The organism is Leptolyngbya sp. FACHB-1624 (genome assembly GCF_047649235.1).
GTDB lineage: Bacteria > Cyanobacteriota > Cyanobacteriia > Leptolyngbyales > Leptolyngbyaceae > Leptolyngbya > Leptolyngbya boryana.
Window position 1 is genome coordinate 3,590,953 of the sequence record NZ_CP180258.1, and the last position, 25,274, is coordinate 3,616,226.

The window sequence follows — 25,274 nt, forward strand, 5'->3', positions numbered from 1 at the left end:
GGATTCGCCTACTTCACCCTTGCTCGAAAGCGAACAAACCCGTAAGAATCAGCAGGGACACCTGGAGCCGTTGCGCTGTTCAAATTGCCTAAATTGACAACCACTGCACCATTAGTATTGGCTCCATTACAATTAATTCCGCTGAATTCAGGAACCAAGCTAGGTTCAACTCCGGGTGGAAAATAGCGAGCACGATCGCCATCGGCAACACCTGTTAGTGCTAGGCTATTGCCTCCAACATTCACTACAATGCCGCGATTTGCTGTACTGATTCCATTTGGATCAGCAGGCACGCCTGTGTTAAATGCAGTCGGATTAAATGTGACATTCGTGGGAACGCGATCGCAGAAGAGAACGTTTTGAGCTTCTCCGTCTCCTGCGGATAAGAAGTAGATCGTATACTCAAGCTCATCACCGGGTTTGGTAAATCCGCCGTTCGTTCCTCCTACTAGGAAAGTGCTCAGATTTAGCCATTTATCTGTATCTTTGGGTGGATCGGTGGGATTTGGCTGAGTGGGAATCGTAATCGTATTATCGTCGTAGGGATTACTCGCCTCATCTTTATATAAGCTCAGATTGTCTCCGCCTTGAGTGCTCGTCAGACCGTTAATCGCTGTAATGCGTTTTACAACAGATACATTAGGTGAAGCACAGACCTGAATTGTCGCAGCCTCTACTCTTAGGAAAAAACCTGTCAAAGGTGATCCTGAATCTGTGATGATTTCGATGATATTGACTCCTGGCTGCCAACCTTGGGTCATATTGACAGTTCGCGTCGCACGATAATCTTCTGTTTGCGGATCTTGTGCTGGCAAAGGCGATAGATTTTCTACACCATTGACTCTAACGCTCACAAATTGGTTGTCAACTGAAACCCCAATCGGTAAAGAGACGCTAATTGCGTTTGCATTTGCAGGCAAAGTAACACTCGCTGTGTACTTGAGACGGATCGTGTCTGACGTGCCTGTATACGATCCGGGGGTCGCAATCTCACCGACAATCCCATCCAGATCCGCGTTTTGATGATTACCATTGCTATTGTTCGACAGGCGGAACGGATAACTAATCCATCGAGCATTCGATGGCTCATTGATCCATGCGCCTGGGGCTAAATTTCCAACAACAACCGCAGGCATGGGTCCAACTGGACGAGCAGGCGCATAGGGAATTGCTCCCAGACTTGCATTGAGCCACTCGACTGACCAGTTCAGATCAAAGTTTCCAGGAGAAAGTTGACCACCCGTAGAACTGATTCCAGTTGTTAAAGCTCCTGTGTAATCAGGATTACAAGTGGTAGGAGCAGGATCGGGAGCAATTACATAGCCTTGACGAATTCCAAAGTTTTGGTTGGTCAGAGCGCTAGTCGTTGTTGTGATCGCAATGTCTCCCAGAGTAGAGATGACGGCATCGATCGTGCCATTAACATTTTCACCCGTGTAATACCAATTACTGGGTAGACTCACATTAGGCGCAGTTGCACCGATCGCCGCACTACTATCATTAGAGAGTCGCAGCGTCAACGAGCTATTGCTTGGAACATTTGCCAGCGTGTAGGTGCCATTTGCCGCAACGATCGCTTTATCGACAACCTGACTTGACGGATTAATAGCATAGACGGTTAAGCTTGGCGAATCTGCATTGGTACCAACATCAGTGCCCAAGTCACTGTCAAGCACGACATTGGCGGAATAATCATGAAACACCGTACCCGACACTGAAGTCGGAACTGCAGCGATCACAACATCCTCAGCCGTGTTAGTGACAGCATCATAGTTTGAACCGGGAACAGACTGTCCGGCTAAAACACCATTTTCATAGGTTGTATTTGCTCCGGGAAGGGCAGAGGTAGCAGGCGCAATGAGCCGATTGGGATTGGCCGTGGTTCGAGTCGGATCAAGGTAACGAACTTGGGCTGAATTTTGATACGTTCCAGGCGGAGTTCCGGCAGCAATATTGACGGTAAAGGTAAGCGTAACATTGCCACCTGCCGGAATTAGAAAGTCGCCAAAGATAGGGGTCGTTGCCGTACCAGAATTCGTGGGAGAAGCAGACCCCAAGGCTCCGCCTGCAAATGTCGCTGTGGCACCCGAGGCATAGGAGAATCCAGCGGGGAGTGGATCAACAATCTGAACCCCTGCTGCACCACCAGGACCCGTATTGGAAACAGTGATTGTATAGGTTGCTGTACTCGGTGCAAACCGTTGTCCGGCTCCTCCTGGATTAGCTTCGGATTTTGTGACATTGAGCGTGGGGAAACAACTCGCACCGGGTTCGATCGGAGGCAAAGAGGTTGGTGCAAAGGTGGCACTGACGCCCACAGTACCCGCCGTTGCACCGTGAGGAATTCCGGCTCCATTATTTGCCCGACCGTTCGCTCCTCCTGTCAAATTCGCTCCACTTACGGTTCCACCAGGGCTGTAGGAGACAACGACACCGCCGCCGCCGCCGCCGCCAGGTCCATGTTCATTGCCATTGTCATTGAGGGTATTGCCGCCATTTCCTCCTTTTGCTTCAACCGTCAAGCCTGACAAATTGCCATGCAGCGCTTGTAGGGCGATCGTTCCGCCTGCGCCGCCACCCCCTGCACCATCAGGGTTGTTGTTAAATTGGTTGATTTCACCATCACTTCCATTCGAGCGAATCGTTCCAGATCCCACAAATCGACCGGCTCGGATCAAGACAATACCACCGCCTTGTCCACCTCGTACCCCATTGGGTTGGTCATTGGCATCACCGCCGCCACCACCACCACCCATAATCAGGCGATCGATGGTCGCAGGATTAGATACTGGAAAACCACCAATCCCCTGACCACCCGGCAGCCCTGTGGACCCTCCTGCACCCTGCCAGCCAATTCCACCCGTACCCCCACGACCGCCGTTTCCTCCTCCGGCCCCCCCAGAGTTGTGATCGTTCCCACCGCCACCGCCGTTACTTGGTGCGCCACGTCCTGCATCACCGCCGGGTAATTGGTCGCTCCCTAGGTTAACCGCAGTGATTCCATCCCACATATAGCGAGGAGTTCCAGCAATCCCTTCACCCTTACCGCCACCAACCGTTGAACCTGCTGAAGCAACATAGGTGGTCACGTTTTGACCCGAAGCACCAGAGGGGGTGTATCCCCCTCTAAATCCTTTGTTAGTGCCATCAATGGCGAAGCTATTGAAATTCATGTCACCTGCAACATCAAAAACCAAAACCCCCCCAACAGTTCCATTCCAATCAGGAACAGTGATATTGCTAGCTAGGGTTAGGCTGGCATATTGTTGCACCCGGATGACTTGGAAGGTTCTGCGTCCACGCGTGGATGTAGGGTTGGCATTAACGTAGGTGTTGACTAAGCCCCCTCCAGCTCCACCGCCTCGAATTTGTAGGGTGCCGCCGCTTAAGGGCACGGAATTCTGGGCATAGACAAATTCATACTGACCCGAAGCGCCTAAGGCCGTTTGTCCACTTCCCCCACCAGCAATGTTTCCTGAACCATAGGCAAGCGAATTCGTAAAGTCGATCGTGGCATCTTGCATCTGGATCACCATCAGCAAATCGCCCGGCGCGATCGGCGTATTTGCTCCACTGGTGTAATAATTAGAGACCGACAGCGATGTACTTCCAGCAGTTGCTGAAGAGTCAGGTGCGCCAGGAAAGTAGGTGTTGACGATCGTACTCTGGTTCACGACTCCATCTTTCCCAGGAATCGCACAAACTCCCGCTGCTAGTGCAGGCTCAACAGGAATCAGCAAAGGATGGTAACTGGCTAAAAAGGTCAACGTCAGCGCAACCATAAACCAGCAAAATGTCTGGTAGAGCTTGGAGAAGGAGGTGGGGCGATTGAACTTCATGACTTTTGGGAAAGGGGTAGACAGAGTAATTAGTTAGCCTGCTGTGAGAGAGTTTGTTGGGGACTCGGCACTTTTTGGAGTCCAAAACCGTTGAAAAGCTCATTCACTTTCATGGTTAAGCCAAGATAGATTCCTCCAGCAGAACGCGATCCGGTCAAGTCGCGATCGTGGGCACGCCCGAAGCTATAGCCTGCGGCAAGCCGAAGATTTGGATTGAGGTAGTAGCCCGCTTCGATCGCTAAGCCAGTTTCACTAAATCCAGCAGTTTGATGAATCCAACGAGCCTCACCTGTTATATCCCATTGCTCTGCAAAACGGTAAGTGGCTCGAAGCTGAGTTAACGTTGCAGTGCTTGTTCCTGCTAAATCGCTTGCTAAATAAGAGCGACTATTCCGCAGAGCAAATTTACCATAAAATTCCCATCGCCAATCCGGGGCATAGATTGCTTCGAGTCCAAATAGATGATCCTTTGTGCCAGTGCCAGTGCTGAATAAAATACTGTCAGGAATCGTCGCAGGATTTTTGCGGTATTCGTACCTTAGTAGGGCATTGAATCGATCGTCGCGTGGATTGCGATAAGCTAAACCAAATTTCAAGTTCGCTGTGTCTGGCAACCCAACCAAGGTCTGATTCGCGCTATTCGCTTGCTGATATCGCAGCAACGCGGTTAGCTCAGGACTAATTTTTCCAGCCGCTGCGGCTGAAATTACTGTATTGCGACTCTGTGAAGACGAGCGATGCTCATAACGAGCGCTCGCCTTAAAGTCTGGGCTACCTGTGTATTCAAGCCCAACGCTATAACTATCACCACTTTCCAGCCCAAGCGCCGAAGCACCTTGCCCAAACGCAAAAGGCTGAGCAAATCGAGAACCAGCAGCACTTCGACCCAGAAAATCACCGAAAATGCGATCGTATGCTAAGTCAAGCCGTAACCCAGGAGAAATCACGATGCCTTGATTAATTCCAATTGCGCCCTGCATCGTTAAATCGTTCGCACCGCCCCAGAGCGTATAGCGCCCTCTCAACGTCGTGTCTCGCGCCAATTTATAGTCGCCAATCACATTTAAGCTAGTGATCGATTGTCCTTCAAATTGCCCACGAGTGAAAAATTGTTGGGCTAACTGAACATTGATACCAGAAACAACTTGCCAGTTTAGACCCAGTAACGTGCGATCGCTATAAATCGCATCTGTTTCTTGAGAAAGCGTCGTCTCATTCTGAGCAATAAACGTCAAGTCGCGAGTCAGCGGGACATTGAGGCGCGATCGCAATTGATCCGAGTTACTATCCAAACCAGAATTCAGCCGATCTTCGCGATCGCGGTGAATCCAATCGACGGTGAAATCCGCTGTGCCAATTTTCTGCTGAATCCCTGCCAAAATCGTCGTGAGCGAATTGTCAACCTGTGTCCCTGGGAGTGGCTCTGTTCGAGGACTAAAGAGATCTTCGAGTGTGGTTAACGGACGCGGTGCAATGCCGCGATTATCCTCATGGTCATATTGAAATCGTAAATTTGTCGTTTTACCAACTTGTGCTGTCAGTTGAGTCCCATAGCGAGTTTGACCTGGAACAAAACTAACCGTTGCATTGTTTGCAAAGCCTGTATCAGCTTGACGATAGTAGGCACGCGCATCAATGCCTTGCGAAAGTTTGCTTTCTAGCTCAAACCGATAAGCAGACCCGCTGACTAATCCCAGCACATCAGAGAGATTTGTCGATCGAGCATATTCTGCTAAAGCATGACTATTCTGACCGAGGGAAACAAACGCATCGGCTCCATACAACTCAAAGTCTCTCGTGCCTTGATCTTCTCGAAGATAAGTCGCACCTAGCCAACTTTCACGATTTAAGCCACGGGCGAAATGATATCGCACTCGACCCGCAAACATCCGAGAATCTGAGCCAGGCGTATCGTATTGATAGGTCGAAACAATACGACGAACCAGCGTTTCTCCAACCTCTCCAACATCAGTTCGAGTGATCGGCTCACGAAATAAAATCGTGCCTCGATCGTAATCAATTTCATAATCTTTTCCACGGCTCAGTTGCTGACGTTTGAGCACGGTTCCGGGTCGATTGAGTTCTTCGAGTTCCAGAAAAATCGACTCGCTCCCTTCAACGAGCAACCGACGAGAGAGAAAGTAAAATCCGCTTGTGCCATCAGGAACAAGCGTATCGCGTTGAAATCCCTGAATATTGTTCGCGAATAGTCCTGTGATTTGGAGATTGCCGAAATTGTAGTTCGTCTTAAAGCCGTGAAGCTGGCGATTTGTCGCACTGAATTCTTGCGATCGCGTCGCAAATTCTTCAGTGGTGTAATCACCCCACATGGCATAGTCTGTCCCGGCTCCAGCAACAGGTGAGGTGCGTTCTAGCTTCAGGAAAAGACTATCGATCGAAGGCGTGAGAATCGTTGATTCAGAGCTATCTCCATAAACACTATAGTTCTGATCACAGGATTGGTCATTGGGTCGAAACAAACTATTCGTGCCATCACACGTCTCATTCAAAGGACGAGCACTGTTGTATGCACCTGTGAGCAACCAATCTCCGATTCGCCCCGTCGCAAAAACGGCTGCACCGAAATCGAGTTGATAGTTGTTATCCCGATTCACAGGCAGAAAATCACGGAAGCTTCTGTAAAAATCCGTGCCTTGTCTACCGAATCGTAAATCAATCACCCCCGTCGCGATCGAAGGGCGCAGGTTCGTCTCAAATTGCAGTTGAGTAAAGTCTTCCAGCTTTCCAACAGCTGCACGAATGGTCACTGTCCTTGCTTCTAATCCCGATCTCAATCGCGCCGTAAATTGTCCTCGCTCTGCTTTGACTTGAAAGCCAGGCTGATCCGCTGCTGCATCTGTATCTAGGAATTCGCCTGCGGTCGTTGAAAGCGTGATTAATGCGTCTCGATTCGATCGATTGCCTTGTCCATCCAGAAGCTCGCCTCGAATCGCCGCAGTCGATCGTCCATCTGCAGGAATTTTGGCTTCTGCGGCTTGTACAGAGAGTTTCTCAGCTTCCCCACGTACCTGTATGGTGACTTGCGCTGATTGACTAGCACCAATGATTTGCGCAGAGATTGTATTGCTACCTGGTTGCAGCGAAACACCATAGTAAGTTCGGAGCACCTGACCTGATTTTTGATCCGTCTCGGTTCGTCCAATCAGTTGATCAGAGACAAGTACACCATTGACTCGCAGTTCGACCTGCTTACCTTCTGGAGCTTGAACAACAACCATTGCAGCAGGCACATCAATAACCGCATCGATCGCAGGTGAAAGAATCTTGACTTCATCAGTTGTGCTTTGCGCAGAGAATTCCGGATTGGGTTGCCGTTCAGGCTTTACCTCAACTGCGGTTGAACTCGGTTTTGCTGCATCAACTGATTCAAGAGATGTCGGGGTTGATTGCTGTTTAGAATTCGCCTCCTGAGCTTGTACTGGAGCGAGCAAAACTCCCGCCAAGAAGAGAGAGACATACAAGAAAAACTGCGACTTCATGACTTGCCCTCTTTACGCGAGACTGGAACGACACCAAAATTCATTCGTACCAGTCCGCCCGGAGCAAGACGAACTAGCCGAGATTGACTCCGGCGCTCTCTAAACGTGGGAGTTGGTGCAAGGGTATAAGACGGAATACTACTGAGATCCAAAACGCCAGATCGGCTTCCAGGCAAAACATTCGCGACCGAAAACAATCCATCTTTATCCGTCGTAATTCGATTTCCGTCATCAAGGAAAATTACAGCATTAGGAATTCCAGGTTCATCCTTCTGCTGTTCTCCGTCTTGGTTCTTATCCTCAAACACTCGCCCAATGATGGTTCCACAATCGGAAGTAATCCCCGGACGAATGCGGAGTTGATGAGTTGCCGGGCCATCTTTCACAGCAAACCCGTTATCCACTCGTTGCCCATTGACGATCGCGCTATTGCGTCCCGATCCTCGAATTGCATCAGGCGTAAGCTGTGTTGCATAAGCAATGTTCATGACACTGCCCCGTGGAATCGTCGCAGTCGAGCGGAAAATCACCGTCGAACCTTGTGTTTCAGTCGTGACAGGCACAATCTGCCCGCCGACTTCTGCCTGCACTGAATTCGCTAAGAACTTGAACCCAGTTGGCAAAGTATCGGTCGCTTGAATTTGAGTTAAGCCTGCATCTGATTGGTTCCGAATCGACAATCGATAGATCACAGAGTCCCCCGGCTCTGCGGTTGCGCGATCGCCACTTTTGACTAATTGCATTTGCTCAGACTGACAAAGCAAAGAGTTAAACTGCAACGATAAAAGGTCTAATCCAACTTGCTCAGCATCTGGAACAAACACGACTGTACTTGTAATATTCGTTCCGCCAGTCGTACTGATCGGTTGATCATCAAGCGACGTTGCCAGATAGCGGACGATGCTGTTATTGACCGTTCCAGTAGGTGTGAGAATTTCAATCTTGATGCGGCGTTGTCGATAGATTGAATTCGCAGGCGGATTGATCACAAGGATGTAAGTTTTTCCTGGATCTGTTTGACCACGATTTGGGTCAAACAGGAAGTTATATCGACCGCCCTCGCCATTCGTGAGAAAGAAAGGATTAATGTTACTCAGATTGGGTGCCAGTCCTGGACGGATTCCATTCCCCGGAATGTCGGGACTCTCAGTAGGAGTCAGATCAACTAACCGACCCAGCTCTGTCCCTGTCGGATCGCTTGGATCTGGCTCATATAGAGCGACCGAGAATCCGCGATAGTCTGGCAGCAATTCACCATTACACCCAAGCACCCGTCCTAATGGATCAACAAGTCCACTAGCAACCGTTCCCAAGGAATTAGAAATGAGACTATAGGGGCGCTGCGACCTCCGATCGACATAACGTAACTCGGCTTGATTGCTTAAGAGAGGACGACTTTGGGAAAACGTAGCAGGGGCTGTGACTCCACTAGCAACGATCGCTAACAGCACACTCTGCCAAGTTCGATATATTTTTTCTCTCATCTGAGGACGATTCACGAGGCTCCTCTTAGTCCCTAACTCTTGGGGGAATAAAGCTATAACAGTTGAAAAAATTGAATGTATGAAAAAAAGAGGGAAAAGAAACCGATAGAAGCGCTCTATTTCTAAGCTCGCTCTTTCCCTCTAGTCCAAACTTCGCTCTAGCGGACTTCGACTTGGTAAGCAGCCATCAGGGCAGCTTGAGGATTCAAATCTTTAGCCAGGTTCCAGCGCACATGGGTATAAGCTTCAGCAGGTGCAGGACGTTCGACCGTCTTGCCGTCTGCTAAGGTCACCGTCACCGTCGGTGCTTCCACAAAAGTTTTGCCGTTATCAATGCTGTAAGTGATCTGTCCTGCACTGTTTGTTGTGGCTGAGTTCAACACAAATTTTGTGCCTTTCGGAATCGGTTGGGTCAATTCAATGCCTTGAGCAGGCAGATCTCCCGCATTTTTCCCGGTCAAGCTGTACCGCAGAACATTCCCGGGTTCAACCAGAGCTTTGCCTTGCAGAGCATTCCACTTCACTTGTTTTTGCCCTTGCTCATTGACCATGACGGTTTGCTTCTCAACTGCAAGGTTGAGTTTGACTTCTGGGCGTTGTAGGCGCTCTGCGATCGCGGCTCCTGCCTGTTGCAGGCTTGCCATCACAGGCGTACCGTTGAGGAATGGCAATGTTGCAGCAATGAGAGCCACTGCACCTAAACTAATAGACCAACGTTTCATAAAGGTTCTCCGGTAAAAAATGAATGCAGATGATGGGATGAACAATCAGACCTTTTGCAAGGAGCAGCGTTAGAAAATCACTCCTTGCAAAAAGGCTACTGAGCTTAGTTCACGCGACGGCGGAACGTGAAGGTTCGAGATTGCTGAGGTGCAACAATGCCAGTTACCGTGTTCACATATCGCGTCACATCAGTAGTTGCCGTCGTTCCCGTCTGATCAACAGCCCCAGTCGTTGCTGGATTGCCGCTAAAGAAATTAACCGTCGAAGCACCAGAATCCGCTGCACTTCCTACAATGTTGCTCGTGTCAATGATGCCATTGCCATCATTGTCTCTTGCCCAGTTGTTCGTGTTGTTTGCACCGGATACGCCATTTTCATCAATCACCACTTGCTCAGCTTCCAGGATGATGTTGCCTGTGCCGGATTGCGGTTCTGAAATGTTGGTGTAGGTAATCCGATACTCAATGACGTTGCCTGGAGCAGGCGTTTTTTGGGTAGTGCTGAACGTGGAATCCGCAGCTGTCGGTGCTGGACCTGTACCCGGCAGAATGCGGCTCTCTTTGACCGTTCTGAGGTAGCCTGTATAGACTCGATCGATGGTCAAATTCGTCGCCTCAATCGTCGCAATGTTACTATCTGTATCAATTCCTGCCTGAATTGGAACCGGGAAACCTCGATTGATATCGGTTGACAGCGGCGTGTTCAGCGGAAGATTGACCTCAACCCCATAGTTCACCTGCTGACCCGGTTGAACATTGTTGATTTGAATCGGGTTTCCACCTGTGTTGCTCGATACGATCGTGTAGTTCCCTGCACCGTCATACTGATAAGTCACAGAACTGCTACCAGCCGTAATCGTCACCGTAGAATTTGCAGGAAGATGATCCAGAGTCGCTGGAGGTTGTGGAGTCAGCACAATATTGCCAGAACTCGTTCCACTGTTCAGCACCGTATTTGTAAAGGCAACAGGAGCAGGGTCAAGCGTTGCATTAGTTCCAGCAACGAGGTTCGGTGGAACAGGAGACGAAGCATTCGTAAAGTCGTCATTGTCTGTACCAGAAGGACCCGTTGCGGTGGGTGCGCCATCGGGACCATTGCTCACAGCAGCCGGGACAGGCGTGTTTAGGGTGAAAACACTGGCTTCACCACCCCCTTCAGTTGGGGTGCTGTCTTGACCCGAATTATTGTTGCCGGAATCGATACCTGTTTCAGGGCTAGCTGGAGTATTGACGAAACCATCGTCAATGTCTGTATCAGGCAAAGCATCAGGCACACCATCGCCGTTTGAATCTGTTCCAGGAGGAGTTCCATCGTCGCTGTAGTTACTTGGATTCTGGTCACCAGATTCGTCGTAAACTGGTACACCAGGTTGTCCAACCGTTTGGCTTGGAGTCGAACCGAACAATTGGCCAATGTTTGCAACTGTAATAGACGCAGGAGTTCCTGCTACGGCTACGGTGATTTGGAATCCGGTGACTGTCGTTCCAGGCGCAATCGTGCCCGTTCTGACAAAACCAACCCGGGTTGGATTCGCGATCGGAGTTGTGCTCCACGTCGCTTGGTTTGCATCGATTGAAATCGCAGAGCTAGTGTAAACTGTTTGCCAACCCAGTGGAGCAACAGCACTGACAAACGTTGTGCCTAGAGGAATCGCATCCGAGACTAAGATATTTGAGCCAGCTACACCATTGACTGTCGTTCCAGCCAAAGGCGCAGGCGTAATTCCAAGTCCGGTTGGATCAGTATTTTCAACTCGCAAGCTCAATCCATAGGAGATTTGATCATCACCGGGACCCGGCGCTCCAGTGGGGGTATAGCCTGTCCGAGTCTTCAGCAATGTTGCTAACGCATAGGTTCTTGCCGTTTGATTGACCGTTGCTTGTGCTGTACTGCTCGCTTCTCGAACGCCGTTGACAGGTGCGCCTGTCACTTCTCCGCCTGGCGTTCCGTCTGGATTATCGACGGTATAAACGTCGCCTCCATTCGGGCTTCGGGCTTGGTTTTGGGCATCTCCAGGAGTATCCCCTAAGGTGACAGAAACCACATCATTCGCCTGTGCCCCAGCTGCGATCGTCACAGGCACACGCACTAGAATTGAACCGCCCGGCACAATCCCGTTCGCTAAGCTTGGGATTGTGTTGGTGAGCAATTCACTTCCTGGAAACGCAGTCCAAGTCGCTCCCCCATCAATGCTGTACTCTAGGGTTCCAGGTGTACCTGGTCCAGTCACTCTTGCCAGGTTTGGAATCCGGAAACTCGTTGGATCGTTACCAACGTTGGTCAAGCTGTAGGTGTAGTAAAGGGTGTCTCCAACCTCAACCTGTCCGCCGTCAACATCTGTAACCCCTGAGGCTGTCACCGTAATCCCCGCGACTTCTGCAACTTGCACTGAGACAGTGTTTGAGGTTGCATTGATGGTCGTTCCCGGATCTCTGGGAGAACGGTAGGTAACATTGGCGGTGTTACTAATCGAAGTACCGGCTTGAGTTCCTTCTGCAAATACAGGTGCGAGAGGGAATCCAGTGGTGAGTAAAAATGTAGCAGCAAGCAGTTGACTCGCTCGCCGGGGGGTGCGTCGTGGTTGCATGATTGACCAATTAAATGAATGACAAGCTCTGAACCTATGCCAAACCGCTCCGCATTATCTGTTACGGGCAATCTAGATACATAGGCAATTTCATACGCAATAACCTGTAGAACCCATTGAATGCTCGCCTTTTAAATTCACGGGCATAAAATGAGTCTCTAATTAGGTGGATGCTAATTTTGGTAGATCTATCCAGTTAGCATCCAGCTCAAATAGGAGTTTATGCAAAAAGTTGTGACAAAGTTGTGACAAAAATCATAATTGTAAGAAAAGATACTCAGTAAGATTCTCGATTTTCAGTTGAGTTTCAAAGAATTTTCCGTGAAAGTGCGAGATTAAGCAGTTGCGATCGACAAAATTGTGTCTTCTCTGGCTTGAGTTTCTAGCTTAATGAATTGACTCCAAGGCTTTGCGTAAACTCTGCATCAGCATAGGCATTGCACAAGGCACAGTCACATAATCAAAACAGCCTAACTCTCTCGCCATTTCTGCTTCTTCGGGTTGGGTCGCCAGTAAAATAACGGGAGTCGTTTGCAGAAACTTCTGCTTTTTCAAACGCTGTAGAAGGGTTATCCCGTTTAGTTTCGGTAAATTTGCTTCAAGCAGCAGCACTTGTTTTTTTGCACCTTCAGCTTGTAATTCTTCTAATCCCGATCGACCTTCTTGGAACCAGCGGCTCTGGTAGCCACGCATCAAGAGCGCGCGCATCATATCTTCAGCAAATGGGGAGGATCGATGCAGCACAATGACATCCATATCTGTTCTGTCAGGCTGCCAACCCGCAGGCAGAATGCGATCGATCGGTTCAGCTTTTGTTTGATCGAGTGTGGCGATCGCGGCTTGATACAGTGAGAGTAGATCGACTCCATCCTTGGGATACTGGGCAACTGATGCCCTAAATGTACTCGGGATCGAACCCATGGGAGATCGTAATTCTGTCTGATGGAGGGACTCTAATACCTGTGCTAACCAATCTACCACTTCACCCTGCGTCAGGTTGTAGGTTCCAATGACAAATTCTGCTCCACTCCAACGGGCAATCACATCTTCGGTACGGAATGATTTTCTAAGAGAGGTCGCGATTTGCTGTAAAACTTGATTGCCATAGCGATATCCATACTGCTGATTCAGGTGTTGCAAGTCATCCAGTCTTAGAACAGCAAAGCAGAGCACCTGTTGGTTCTGATGAGCAAGATGCAATAGCTGTTTGAGCATTCCTCGCGCTCGCTGCTGCGTCGGTAGATTGGTGAGTGGATCAAAATCAGCCTGATAGCGAATATGCTGCATTCGAGTTAATCGTTTGGATATTCGCTCAATTAACTCAGATGCAATAATAGGTTTACTAATATAATCATCTGCCCCGACTGTAAAAATTTCTCGAATGATATCGAGATGATGCAGACCCGTTAGAAACAAAACGGGTAACCAAGACCACCGCATGTCCTCACGAACTGCCTGACATAGGCGCAGTCCATCCATATGCGGTAATTTGAAATCGAGAATGAGCAAATCGGGCGCAAACAACTCAAGTTCTTCCCAAAGTCTTAAAGGATTCGTGATGGCATTGACTTGAATGCCATTGTTCTCCAAGATGCCTTTGATTAAACGAACCATCATCGGGTCGTCATCGATAATCATGACACGCTGCGTCAGAGGTCGCGTTGGTTCTAAACAGCCCAGACTCGCTTCGAGAAGTTGGGTCGGTGTAATCGGGTAGTACAAGTTCCCTCGGATTTGAGCAGACAAGTTCTGTTCAGACTCTGCCTTCAGTCTTTTCAGGAGTAAGACGGGCATGTCATGAATCATCGATTCTGGCAGAACCAGATCGCAGTCCAGAACAATGAGATCAAAGGGTTGATGTCGAAGTCGTATCTGGGCGATCGCGCTTGTCGGAGCACCCGTCACTTGAATGGAATACAGATCTGCTTCTTGAATAATTTGATCGAGCAAGTGCTGATCGGATAAGACGACTAAGACTTGGGGCTGCTGTTGTACTCGATAAGGCTTGAGCGTTGCAGAAACTTCACTTTTGACAGATAAAGATCGAATCGGTTCTCGTAACTCAGGATTGAGGCGATATCCCTGTCCATACACCGTTTCAATCAGCTCCTCTGCGTAGATCGCTTTCAATTTCTGTCGTAATCGCTTAATCAACGCCCGAACGGCTTCTTCCTTGCGCGGGTCTTCATCCAGCGACCAGAGATGATCGACTAGATCGCTTTGACTATATACTCGACCCTCTAGCAATCGTTCTAGCAGCGCGAATTCTTTAGAGGTTAAATCTAACCGAGTCTGATCATAAAGGACTTCGCGAGTATGACAATCAAGCTGCAATTTTCCCCAGCGTAGAATCGTTGAAATTGCGGCTGTTTTACGTCGAAACAACGCCCGGATTCGAGCTTCTAGCTCTGCTAGAGCAATCGGCTTCACAATATAGTCATCAGCACCACTATCTAAGCCTAGTACTCGATCTGCGATCGCACTTTTGGAAGTAATCATCATCACCAAGGTTGAATGACCTCGATTTCGCAAGCGCTTGCAAAATTGGATGCCATCGATTTTAGGAAGCATCACAGCCAGCAAAATCAAATCGTATTCGATCGCTTCGACGAGTTCCCAACCTGCTTGACCATCGATCGCAATATCAACCGTGTAAAGTTGCTTGGTTAACGCCGCTTTGATCGCTGTAGAAACTTGCTCATCATTTTCTACTAGCAAAACTCGCATAGGCTTGCATCACACAATTCGCTAAACCGTTTTAGCACCGCTTTTTTTTTCGTCACGGATTTTTATTTAGACTTTCGGTGATTGAACGGTTGAGATCAGTTTCAGCCTCAGATCAATCAGCGAACTTAACCGAGCGCAACTACCCCAAAGTTTTGTGCAATCTCTTCCGTGTTCTAACGGAATTTTTCAAGAGTTTGATAAAGATTACAAAAACCTGGGGACTCTCTTAAATGTAAAAAGTGTTGTTCTGCTGACGAGTTTTGCGAGCTATGTTCTCGCTCACTCACCCTTGCTCATCATGAAAAATCTGCATCAGTTCCTAGCAGCAAGTTCTCTACTCAGAAGTAGTCTAACCGACTTTCAGCCTGCGATCGACGCTGCTAGAACATTCCTCTTCCGTTGTCAGATTCACTAACCCCTAGGAGAGAACAATGACACGTCGCTATGTGGTATTTGGCTTGGGAATTGCAGCTGCGATCGCCATGATCCCAGTAGATGGAACCCCTGCTGCGGCTCGTTTTTTTGAGCAGGGCAGATCTGTCGCACAATCCATCCATCAAACGGAAGTTGAATTGAAGCTGATTGCTAAGCAAAAGCAAGTGCAGAAAGATGCACGAGGCAAAGAGCAAGTCATTTGGAACGAGCTTAAACAAGATACGATGGTGAAAAAAGGTACGGTGCTGCGATTTCAGGTTATCGGCAAAAATACAAGCGATCGTCCGGCTGAAAAATTAGTCGTGACTCAACCGATTCCGAAAGGAACAATCTATAGCCTCAACTCCGCAGTCAAAGGGGATGCAGAATTAACCTACAGCATTGATGGCGGCAAAACATTTTCTGAAAATCCAATGATTTTGATCACTTTGCCAGATGGTAGAACGGGAATGCAGCCTGCGCCTGCTGATACTTACAGCCATCTCCGCTGGGTGTTTGATCGAGCGATCGCACCTCAATCTGCAGTAGAAATGAGTTACGAAGTGAGTGTGCGGTAGTAAGGCAGCGGTCTGGCAAACTCGATAGCCTGGTTCTAGCGCATGGCATCCTACCTTAGTCTCGAGAAATTTTAGCCTGCGGTAAATCCTAGGGAAAGTTTACGATCGCATAATCTTTCCCCACTTTGAATCGTAAACCCGCATAATAAATTGAAGCAGGCTAAAATTTAGTAAAAGAGTACTAATTCTTTCATGACTGTTCCCTCGACTCAGCCCGATCCGACTCATGGAGTTCCCGATCGCTTAATCAAACATTCAGTGCGATATGCGGATCATCGTGCTGTCCAGCGTGAGCATCTCACTCCCATGATGCGGCATTACGCTGATCTCAAAGATCAATATCCTCATGCAATTGTCCTGTATCGAGTCGGGGACTTTTATGAAACGTTTTTCCAAGATGCACTGATTGTCTCGCGAGAACTAGAAATTGTTCTGACTTCCAAAGACGGCGGCAAAGAAGTTGGGCGCGTACCCTTATCAGGCATTCCGCATCACGCGCTCGATCGCTATTCTGCAACATTAGTCGAAAGAGGATATGCGATCGCAGTATGCGATCAAGTTGAAGATCCTGCCGAAGCACAAGGATTAGTTCGGCGAGAAATTACCCGTGTGATTACGCCCGGCACCATTCTTGAAGAAGGAATGTTGAATGCAAAGCGAAATAACTTCTTAGCTGCAATTGTGATTGCTGGAAATCATTGGGGATTATCCTATGCGGACATTTCAACTGGAGAATTCTTAACGACGCAAGCCACCGGACTCGAGCAGCTCTGTAGCGAATTAATGCGATTGCAGCCTGCGGAAGTTCTGATCCCAACCAATGCACCTGATTTAGGCGGGTTACTTCGACCCGGAGAGCGCTCTCCCCATGTTCCAGAAAGCTTGCCAACCCAGTTTTGCTATACCTTGCGATCGCAAGCTCCCTTTAATCAACATGAAGCTCGACAGCGATTGCTCGAACGTTTCAAAGTGCGATCGCTCGAAGGTCTAGGCTGTGAACATCTGCCTTTAGCAGTTCGCGCCGCAGGAGGATTGCTCGAATATCTCGAAACTACTTCAGAGCGCAGTGTGATTGATACAACCAAATCAAAAACACCCGAACTCACTCAAGTCCCACTTCAACCGATTTGTACTTACACCATCAGTGAATATCTCACCATTGATCCACAGACTCGGCGCAATCTAGAAATCACGCAAACCGTTCGAGATGGTGTATTTCATGGCTCATTGCTGTGGGCACTCGATCGCTCTGAAACGTCGATGGGAAGCCGTGCTTTGAGACGATGGCTCTTGCAACCTTTGCTGAACATTGACGACATTGAAGCCAGACACGACACGATTCAAGAACTCGTCCGAAATGGCATCCTTCGCGAAGACCTCAAAGCCATGCTCAATCAGATTTATGACTTGGAGCGCTTAGCAGGTCGAGCCGGATCGGGAACTGCCAACCCGCGCGATTTAGTCAATTTAGCTGAGTCGTTGAGTAAACTACCCGAACTTGCGAGGCTTGTCGCTCAGGCAAAATCTCCCTATCTCAAAGCATTGCAGCATGTTCCACCGATTCTGGAACAGCTTGGCAAACATCTTCAGGCGCATTTAGTCGATCGTCCACCGCTAGGTCTGAAAGAAGGCGGTTTGATTCGTGAAAACGTGGTGTCTCAGTTGGATGAAATGCGCCAGCAAGCTGTAGACGACGAGAAATGGTTAGCCGAACTCGAAAAAAAAGAACGCGATCGCACCGGCATTCAAACGCTAAAAGTTGGCTACAACAAAGCCTTTGGCTACTTCATTAGTATCTCTCGCGCCAAAGCTGATCAATGTCCCGAAGGCTATGAACGCAAGCAGACCTTAACGAATGAAGAACGCTTTGTGACTCCAGAACTAAAAGTTCGAGAAGGTCGGGTGATGAACGCTCGGCGAGAAATCGGGGAGCTAGAGTATGAAATTTTTGCGGGACTGCGATCGCAAGTAGGAGAACAAGCCGCAGTCATTCGTAAAGTCGCTCATGCAGTCGCAGCAGCAGATGCTTTAGCAGGACTGGCAGAGCTAGCCGTTTATCAAAATTTTTGTCGTCCTCAAATGTCAGTAGGACGAGAAATTGCGATCGTGGAAGGTCGTCATCCGGTTGTTGAACAATCGATTCCCTCAGGATTCTTTGTACCAAACTCCGCAGAACTGGGTTCTCCTGCACCCGATCTGATTGTTCTGACTGGTCCGAATGCAAGTGGTAAAAGCTGCTACCTGCGCCAGATTGGTTTAATTCAACTCATGGCACAGATTGGGAGCTTTGTTCCGGCTGAATCCGCACAACTTGGCATTTGCGATCGCATTTTCACGCGGGTCGGTGCAGTCGATGATCTCGCAACTGGACAATCAACATTCATGGTTGAAATGAATGAAACTGCCAATATTCTGAATCATGCCACTGAGCGATCGCTCGTGCTACTTGATGAGATTGGACGAGGAACTGCGACGTTTGATGGATTGTCGATCGCTTGGGCAGTCGCCGAACATCTCGCAACTGAGATTCGAGCGAGAACGATTTTCGCAACGCACTATCACGAACTGAATGAACTCGCTTCGATCTTGCCGAATGTCGCAAACTATCAAGTCACAGTGCGAGAAATGCCCGAGCAAATTATTTTCCTGCATAAAGTTCAACCCGGAGGAGCCGATCGCTCTTATGGCATTGAAGCTGGACGACTCGCAGGACTGCCGAGTTCAGTCATCGATCGCGCACGACAAGTCATGACCCAAATCGAGAAACATAGCAAAATCGCGATCGGACTGCGTAAAGGCAAAGCCAAGCCATCAGAGCGAGCGAAAGAACCAGCCCAACAACTTGACATTTTTACTGAACTTTAAGGCAGCCAGGAATTTCTCAAGCTTGATGCAGACAATTGAGCGATCCCACTTCATCAACTGAAAACAAGCTCGTTCTGTCTTCACGTTATCCGCTAAAGGCGAAATCCAGATCAAGTCTGAATCAAATGTAAGAACGGATGGGGCTGAGGAATTAACTTGGCAGCCTCAAGTCGAGGCAATGGCTTCGAGAATAAAAACCCTTGCCCATACTCACATTTCAGCGCTTTCAACTGCGCTAACTGCTTCGTAGTTTCTACCCCTTCTGCGACTACATCCATCCCCAAATTCCAAGCCAGTGTAATAATGGTGCGAACGAGTTCTAGCTTTTCACCATCGACATCGACCCGGCTCACAAAAGAGCGATCGATTTTCAGTACATCCATCGGAAATCGATACAAATAGCCCAACGAAGAATATCCTGTGCCAAAATCATCTACCGAAAGCTGAATGCCCATCGCTTTAAGCTGTAGCAACATATCCATCGCAGATTCAGTATTCTCCATGATCGCGCTCTCAGTAATTTCGAGCTTTAGGCAGTGAGCATCAATCCCAGTTTCTACCAGAATCTGGCGAATTTGATTAATCAAACTTGGCTGCGAAAACTGCCGACTCGAAAGATTGACGCTCACTGTCAAGGGCGGTTCTGATGAAAATTCATCTTGCCACTGCTTTAATTGCCGACAGGCTTCACGCAGTACCCATTGCCCTAATGGAATAATTAAGCCAGTTTCTTCTGCGATCGGCACGAATTTTGCAGGTGAGATAATGCCTTGCTCTGGATGTTGCCAGCGCACTAACGCCTCAAATCCCATAATCCGCCCCGTCGCTAAAGCAACAATCGGCTGATAGTACAATTCAAAATCTTGGCGTTCAACTGCTCGACGCAAATCATTTTCAAGCTGCATCAACGCCACAACATGCGTATGCATATCGTGATCGAAGACTTCATGACAAGCTTTTCCTTGCGCTTTAGCACGATACATGGCGATATCTGCACCGCGGAGCAAATCTTCTGGGCGATCAAAATCAGTTGAAGAGAGCGTAATGCCAATACTGGCTGAAGTAAACACTTCATGACCGCTGAGATTAAATGGGGTAGAGAGAGCTTTCTGAACTCGCTCTGCAACTTTCGTTGCGTCCGCATCACTCTTAATGTTTTCCAGCAAAATCGTGAATTCATCTCCACCCAGTCGGGCAACCGTGTCATGCTTATTCAGACAAGATTCAAGTCGTCGGGCGATCGCAATTAACAGTTGATCCCCAATCATGTGCCCCAAACTATCGTTGATCACTTTGAAGCGATCGAGGTCTAAGAACAAGAGCGCAAATCGATAGTTCGGATCTTCATGGGCACGCTCAACAGTCTGACTCAACCGTTCCATGAAGAGAAGCCGATTCGGCAGACCAGTCAGAGAGTCGTGAAACGCATTCCGACGCAGTTGTTCTTCCACAATCTTGCGTTCTGTTACTTCCCGCATGACCGAAACAAAATGAGTCACTTGCCCCTGCTCGTTGCGAATCGGAACCATGTTGACATCGACCCAAAAATGAGACTCGTCTTTGCGATAGAGAATCACTTCGGCTCGAACGGGTTCATGAGCATTGAGCGTATCTCGAATGCGATCAACTTCACTGATCGAAGTCTTTTCACCTAGCAAAAGCAAAGCAGACTTCCCAATCGCTTCACCAGAAGAGTAGCCTGTTGCTCGGGAAAAGGCATCATTGACATAAACAATTCTCAAACCCAGGGGATCGTCGATCGCTTCTTCCGTCTGCGAGATCATGACGATCTCATTTGCGTTGACCACGACCGATTCAAGCAGTCGGAGATATTCCTCAAGCCATTTGCGTTCTGTGATATCTTTGACCGTGATTAACGTTCCGCTGGCTTCTCCCACGGCGTTACAGAGTAACGTGGAGTTGACTTCCGCCCAGAACTTTCTGCCATCTTTGCGGCGAAGCTGTCCTTCCTTCCAGCCATAAAACGGCTGAGATTGATCGGCGGAGCCTTGAAATTCTAACCATCCTTCGATTTCATGAAAAAATTGATGGGCGGGTCGCCCCACCATTTCGGCAACAGAACAGCCGACTAATTTCGCCAAACGCGAGTTGACATACAGCACTTCATCCTGCAAATCTGTGATCACAACGCCATCATTGAGATTTTCGACCACAGTCTGCAAGAGCCAGTCGGCTTCTCTGAGCATTGCAGGACGATTTGGCTCTACTGCTGTGCTTGGAGTGCGAGATGTCTCCAGGTCGATCGACTTTGCCATGCCTGCTTACCTTTGGAAATTGACGCTCATTAAGAAGTTCACGTTGAAGGCGATAAAGCTTAACTGCAAATGGATAATTTTATCCACGCTTAATCTATAGAAGTTGATCGCTAAGTTTTGCTTAATAAAAGCAGCACAAATCCAACTGAAATTGATAGATTCAGTCTGCCCACGATCAGAGATGAGTGAACGTTAAGGATGGAGTGAACGCCACTGAGAGATGAGTGAGGCAAGTTCGGGAAAATGATTTTGTGGCAGACTATGATCGGCATCCTTCAGGATAGAGAACTTGGCGTTTGGAATTTCACGAGCATACGTTTCGCTATGCCAAAGTGGAATCGTTTCATCTTGATCGCCTGTGATCACTAAAGTCGGTGTGGTGATTTGGTGAATTTCTTTTTCAACCGTATCGATCGCATCTTCGGGTCTTAAGCGATCGACTAAAAAGGATCGGGCGGCAGGTTGGGCATTTAATTCTTGCCGCATCCAAGCAATTTGAGCAATTGTTTTTTCTTGTCCAATCTGAACTGCGATCGGTTTAATCAAGGCTAATGCCCAATCAATCACAGGAGTTTGCCAGAGGAGAGGACGCAGATGATCATATCGTCCACAGAAACTATCATCGCGAATTCCAGCGGGAGCCGCGAGAATTAGACCTTTCACCGATTCAGGATATTGCAACGTATAGGCAGCCGAAACCCATCCGCCAAAAGAATGTCCGAGTAAATAAAAAGAGTTTAGTTCTAATGCTTGAACGACTTGGCGTAAGAATGTGACTTCTTTGGCGATGTCATAGCGAATGATAGGACGGGCAGAAGCTCCAAAGCCGAACAAATCAATGCCAATACAGCGAAAATTTGGTTTGAGCAACTCAATCAGCGGCAACCAATTGGCTGCGCTACCCATAAACCCATGTAGCATGACAATGGGAGTGCCTTCACCCACATCGAGATAAGCAGCAGGCAGCAAGGTTGATCCGTCTGGTAATCCGTCAAAATCGAGTTGAATTTGGAGAATCTTTTTTTGAGTCATTTCAATCAGGGTTGGGTGTACACAGATCGAATCGATCGGCAAGGAAGGACGTTACTAGATTATTATGCTGAGCGTTATCCGCATTCTTCTCGACAAGATTGGCTCGATCGCATTCAGTCTGGCGCAATTTCGATCAATGATATTCCAGTCAGCGATCCCGAAATGCCATTGCAGCCTGGTCAACTGCTGTCTTATCAGCGCTCGCCTTGGATCGAGCCAGATGTTTCATTCGAGATTCAATCGCTGTACGAGGATGAGCACTTGCTTATTTTATCCAAACCGTCTGGATTGCCTGTCTTACCAGGCGCAGGCTTTCTGGAAAATACATTGTGGGGATGGCTACGCCGCGAGTATGCGACTCCTCCAGTTCCAATTCACCGATTAGGCAGAGGAACTTCGGGAGTGATTGTTTTAGCAAAAACAGAGCTAGCACGATCGCAGTTATCGAAGGATTTGCGCGATCGTACGTTTGAAAAACGATATCGGGTGCTCGTTACTGGAATTCCCGCTGCAGATCAGTTCACTGTCACTCACCGAATTGGCAAGGTTGCCTATCCACAGCTTGGAGAGTTGTATGTCGCAACGGAAACCGGGAAAGAAGCCATCAGCCATTGCCAGGTGCTAGAGCGCGATCGCATTCCGAATGCCACATTGCTAGAAGTCACAATTCCTACAGGCAGACCGCATCAGATTCGGATTCACTTAGCGGCAGCAGGATATCCACTTTGGGGTGATCCGCTTTATGGAGTGGGAGGAGTCGCTATCAATCAAAACTCAGTGCCTGGAGATTGTGGTTATTTACTTCATGCGTATACGGTCGGGTTGATTCATCCTGTTAGCAAAGAAAAGATGACGATTCAAGCAGAACCTCCGACTTTGCTCAGTCCTTCCTATAATTGAAGTCTAGGATGCGAATTGCATTTTAAAGAGGTCACTATGCTTAAATTTGCGTTTCTGATCGTTCCCTTGCTGCTGATCAGTTCTGCTGTTCAAGCTCAATCCATTCCAAATTTATCTGTGCGCGATCGCCAACGCCTCAGCCGCGATCTCACTCCTTCAAACTCACAAGAATTTTTCAATCTTGGGCACAACCAACTAGAGCGCGAAATTCGACTTTTAGAACGGCGATTTACAGCTCAGCAAGAAAGCCCGTTAAGGATTGATCCGAAACTACGCGATCAGGAATTTCAAAGCGATTCGATTCGCAATAGAGTGATACCGAAAATGCAACACCTTAGATAGTTGCAGGTTGCAAAAGAGCGAATCACGATCGAAGATCTCTCGTATCATGAGGAAATGCGATTTCTTACACGTTTTTTTGCCGCAGTTCTCGCGGTTCTTCTCATCTCTGGATCTATGACAGTAGCGCAGACAACCAACATTACGCCGGGCGATAACCTCGTCGCCGAAGGCATTCCACCTATTCCTGAATCGTTGGCACAAACCGTCGATCGCTATACTCAGTTCCGTTCCGCAGGATTTGTGAGTTGGCATCCTGAACGTCGCGAAGCCTTGATTGTGACGCGATTCGGAGACGCGCCTCAAATCCACCGCGTTGCTTTTCCACTGGGAAGTCGGCAGCAGATGACTTTCTTTACTGAACCTGTGTTTCGGGCAAGTTATCAGCCGACGAAAGGGGATTACTTTGTCTTTAGTAAAGATACTGGTGGCAATGAGTTTAGCCAGAATTATCGCTATGACTTAGCAACGGGCGATATCACATTACTCACGGATGGCAAGTCGAAGAATAGCGGCGGGGTTTGGTCGAATCAAGGCGATCGCATGATTTATACTTCGACCCGGCGGACTGGAAAGGATACTGATTTTTATACGATTAATCCAACCGATCCAAAGAGCGATCGCTTACTGGCTGAAGTTGAAGGCGGCGGTTGGGGTGGATTAAATTGGTCACCCGATGATAAACAGCTTTTAGTCATCGAATACGTCTCGATCAATGAAAGCTATCTTTGGTTATTTGATACGACTTCGGGTGAGAAAAAGCTACTCACGCCAAAAGGTGAAAAAGATAAGGTTTCTTATCAAGGCGGTGTGTTTAGTAAAGATGGCAAAGGATTGTATGTGATTACCGATCGAGAATCGGAATTTCAACGCCTGACCTATATCGATTTAGCAACCTTCAAGCATACCTACCTCAGCACTCAAATTCCTTGGGATGTTGAAGATTTTGATTTGTCTCACGATGGCAAACAGCTTGCGTTTGTGACCAATGAAGATGGCATTAGCGTGCTGCATTTGCTAGATACGGCGACGAATCAAGAGAAAGCTTTGCCAAAGTTGCCGATCGGACAAGTGAGCGGAATTATCTGGCATCGCAATAATCAAGATCTAGGATTTACTTTAGTTTCTTCGCGCTCAACAGCAGATGTATATTCGCTGAATACAGTGACGAACAAAATCGATCGCTGGACAGAGAGTGAAACAGGTGGATTAAATACTGCGAATTTCTCAGAAGCAGAATTGGTTCGCTGGAAGAGTTTTGACGATCGTACAATTTCTGGGTTTCTCTATCGTCCGCCTGCAAAATTCACAGGCAAACGTCCTGTCATTATCAATATTCATGGAGGTCCAGAAGGGCAATCCAGACCTAGCTTTTTAGGACGCATCAACTATTACTTAAATGAATTAGGTGTTGCCGTAATTTTCCCAAATGTGCGGGGATCAACTGGATATGGCAAGACATTTTTGAAGCTAGATAATGGCTATCTACGCGAAGATTCTGTGAAAGATATTGGCGCATTGCTAGACTGGATTGCGACTCAGCCGGGGTTAGACAAGGATCGAGTTTTAGTCACAGGCGGCAGTTATGGCGGATATATGTCATTGGCGGTGGCGACGAATTATAGCGATCGTATTCGTGCTGCAATTAATATTGTCGGAATCTCGAATTTTGTCAGTTTCTTAGAGCGGACGGAAGGCTATCGTCGGGATTTACGCCGAGTTGAATATGGAGACGAACGCGATCCAAAAATGAGAGAATTTCTGCTCAAGATTTCTCCGTTAAATAATGCGGAAAGAATCAAGAAACCTCTCTTTGTCATTCATGGTAAAAACGATCCAAGAGTTCCATTAAATGAAGCAGAACAGATCGTAAAAACTGTGAGAAAGAACAATGTTCCGGTTTGGTATCTGATGGCAACCGATGAAGGTCATGGATTCTCAAAGAAGAGAAATATTGATTTTCAGTTCTATTCCACCATCATGTTTATCAAAGAGACCTTGTTAAAGTAA

Annotated in this window: 14 protein-coding genes; 6 read left to right on the top strand and 8 right to left on the bottom strand. The window is 48.1% G+C overall.

Annotation, left to right across the window (positions count from 1 at the left end; translation table 11 throughout):
* Positions 1-8: 8 nt before the first annotated feature.
* The 6 genes from ACMUEV_RS16915 to ACMUEV_RS16940 form a co-directional block, all read right to left on the bottom strand.
* A complete protein-coding gene (locus ACMUEV_RS16915) occupies positions 9-3,839 on the bottom strand; it encodes a DUF11 domain-containing protein (protein WP_190648200.1) in 3,831 nt (1,276 codons plus the stop codon).
* 29 nt (positions 3,840-3,868) lie between these two features.
* Positions 3,869-7,339 carry a TonB-dependent receptor gene (locus tag ACMUEV_RS16920; protein WP_190648201.1) on the bottom strand — a complete coding sequence of 1,157 codons (3,471 nt, stop codon included), beginning with the start codon at positions 7,337-7,339 and terminating at the stop codon, positions 3,869-3,871.
* Positions 7,336-8,838: a DUF11 domain-containing protein gene (locus tag ACMUEV_RS16925; protein ID WP_026148599.1), complete on the bottom strand. Its 1,503-nt coding sequence runs from the start codon at positions 8,836-8,838 to the stop codon at positions 7,336-7,338. Before ACMUEV_RS16925 ends, ACMUEV_RS16920 begins: the two co-directional genes overlap by 4 nt.
* A gap of 143 nt (positions 8,839-8,981) precedes the next feature.
* Positions 8,982-9,545, bottom strand: coding sequence for a DUF11 domain-containing protein (locus ACMUEV_RS16930; RefSeq protein ID WP_017287910.1), 564 nt, complete (start codon positions 9,543-9,545; stop codon positions 8,982-8,984).
* Between the two features lie 104 nt (positions 9,546-9,649).
* The gene (locus tag ACMUEV_RS16935) at positions 9,650-12,133 is read right to left on the bottom strand and encodes a hypothetical protein (protein ID WP_190648202.1); all 2,484 of its coding nucleotides are present in this window, start codon (positions 12,131-12,133) and stop codon (positions 9,650-9,652) included.
* 387 nt (positions 12,134-12,520) lie between these two features.
* Entirely contained in the window at positions 12,521-14,860 is a 2,340-nt protein-coding gene (locus ACMUEV_RS16940; RefSeq protein WP_190648203.1) for a response regulator, read from the bottom strand.
* 154 nt (positions 14,861-15,014) lie between these two features.
* Between ACMUEV_RS16940 and ACMUEV_RS16945 the strand changes: the two genes are divergently transcribed.
* The 3 genes from ACMUEV_RS16945 to mutS all read left to right on the top strand — a co-directional run bounded on the left by ACMUEV_RS16945 (position 15,015) and on the right by mutS (position 18,717).
* On the top strand, positions 15,015-15,275 hold the full coding sequence (locus ACMUEV_RS16945) for a hypothetical protein (protein WP_190648204.1): 261 nt from the start codon (positions 15,015-15,017) through the stop codon (positions 15,273-15,275).
* 16 nt (positions 15,276-15,291) lie between these two features.
* Entirely contained in the window at positions 15,292-15,852 is a 561-nt protein-coding gene (locus ACMUEV_RS16950) for a hypothetical protein (RefSeq protein WP_190648205.1), read from the top strand.
* A 192-nt stretch (positions 15,853-16,044) separates the two neighbouring features.
* Entirely contained in the window at positions 16,045-18,717 is a 2,673-nt protein-coding gene (gene mutS / locus ACMUEV_RS16955) for a DNA mismatch repair protein MutS (protein ID WP_190648206.1), read from the top strand.
* A gap of 110 nt (positions 18,718-18,827) precedes the next feature.
* Here the strand turns inward: mutS and ACMUEV_RS16960 are convergent, their stop codons facing one another.
* Positions 18,828-20,993: an EAL domain-containing protein gene (locus tag ACMUEV_RS16960; protein WP_017287905.1), complete on the bottom strand. Its 2,166-nt coding sequence runs from the start codon at positions 20,991-20,993 to the stop codon at positions 18,828-18,830.
* Positions 20,994-21,185: 192 nt separating this feature from the next.
* Positions 21,186-22,025 carry an alpha/beta fold hydrolase gene (locus ACMUEV_RS16965; RefSeq protein ID WP_190648209.1) on the bottom strand — a complete coding sequence of 280 codons (840 nt, stop codon included), beginning with the start codon at positions 22,023-22,025 and terminating at the stop codon, positions 21,186-21,188.
* On the opposite strand from ACMUEV_RS16965, the gene ACMUEV_RS16970 reads away from it, so the two are divergent.
* The 3 genes from ACMUEV_RS16970 to ACMUEV_RS16980 all read left to right on the top strand — a co-directional run bounded on the left by ACMUEV_RS16970 (position 22,017) and on the right by ACMUEV_RS16980 (position 25,274).
* Positions 22,017-22,925 (top strand): RluA family pseudouridine synthase, encoded by a 909-nt coding sequence (locus ACMUEV_RS16970; protein WP_190648213.1) that lies wholly within the window; start codon positions 22,017-22,019, stop codon positions 22,923-22,925. The genes ACMUEV_RS16965 and ACMUEV_RS16970 overlap by 9 nt on opposite strands.
* A 36-nt stretch (positions 22,926-22,961) precedes the next feature.
* The gene (locus ACMUEV_RS16975; protein ID WP_017287902.1) at positions 22,962-23,267 is read left to right on the top strand and encodes a hypothetical protein; all 306 of its coding nucleotides are present in this window, start codon (positions 22,962-22,964) and stop codon (positions 23,265-23,267) included.
* 114 nt (positions 23,268-23,381) lie between these two features.
* Positions 23,382-25,274, top strand: a complete 1,893-nt coding sequence (locus tag ACMUEV_RS16980) for an alpha/beta hydrolase family protein (protein WP_242044252.1) — start codon at positions 23,382-23,384, stop codon at positions 25,272-25,274.

Coding starts and splice junctions, on each gene's coding strand:
- ACMUEV_RS16915 (WP_190648200.1), bottom strand. CDS start 3,839: ATGAAGTTCAATCGCCCCACCTCCTTCTCCAAGCTCTACCAGACATTT.
- ACMUEV_RS16920 (WP_190648201.1), bottom strand. CDS start 7,339: ATGAAGTCGCAGTTTTTCTTGTATGTCTCTCTCTTCTTGGCGGGAGTT.
- ACMUEV_RS16930 (WP_017287910.1), bottom strand. CDS start 9,545: ATGAAACGTTGGTCTATTAGTTTAGGTGCAGTGGCTCTCATTGCTGCA.
- ACMUEV_RS16935 (WP_190648202.1), bottom strand. CDS start 12,133: ATGCAACCACGACGCACCCCCCGGCGAGCGAGTCAACTGCTTGCTGCT.
- ACMUEV_RS16940 (WP_190648203.1), bottom strand. CDS start 14,860: ATGCGAGTTTTGCTAGTAGAAAATGATGAGCAAGTTTCTACAGCGATC.
- ACMUEV_RS16950 (WP_190648205.1), top strand. CDS start 15,292: ATGACACGTCGCTATGTGGTATTTGGCTTGGGAATTGCAGCTGCGATC.
- mutS (WP_190648206.1), top strand. CDS start 16,045: ATGACTGTTCCCTCGACTCAGCCCGATCCGACTCATGGAGTTCCCGAT.
- ACMUEV_RS16960 (WP_017287905.1), bottom strand. CDS start 20,993: ATGGCAAAGTCGATCGACCTGGAGACATCTCGCACTCCAAGCACAGCA.
- ACMUEV_RS16965 (WP_190648209.1), bottom strand. CDS start 22,025: ATGACTCAAAAAAAGATTCTCCAAATTCAACTCGATTTTGACGGATTA.
- ACMUEV_RS16975 (WP_017287902.1), top strand. CDS start 22,962: ATGCTTAAATTTGCGTTTCTGATCGTTCCCTTGCTGCTGATCAGTTCT.
- ACMUEV_RS16980 (WP_242044252.1), top strand. CDS start 23,382: ATGACAGTAGCGCAGACAACCAACATTACGCCGGGCGATAACCTCGTC.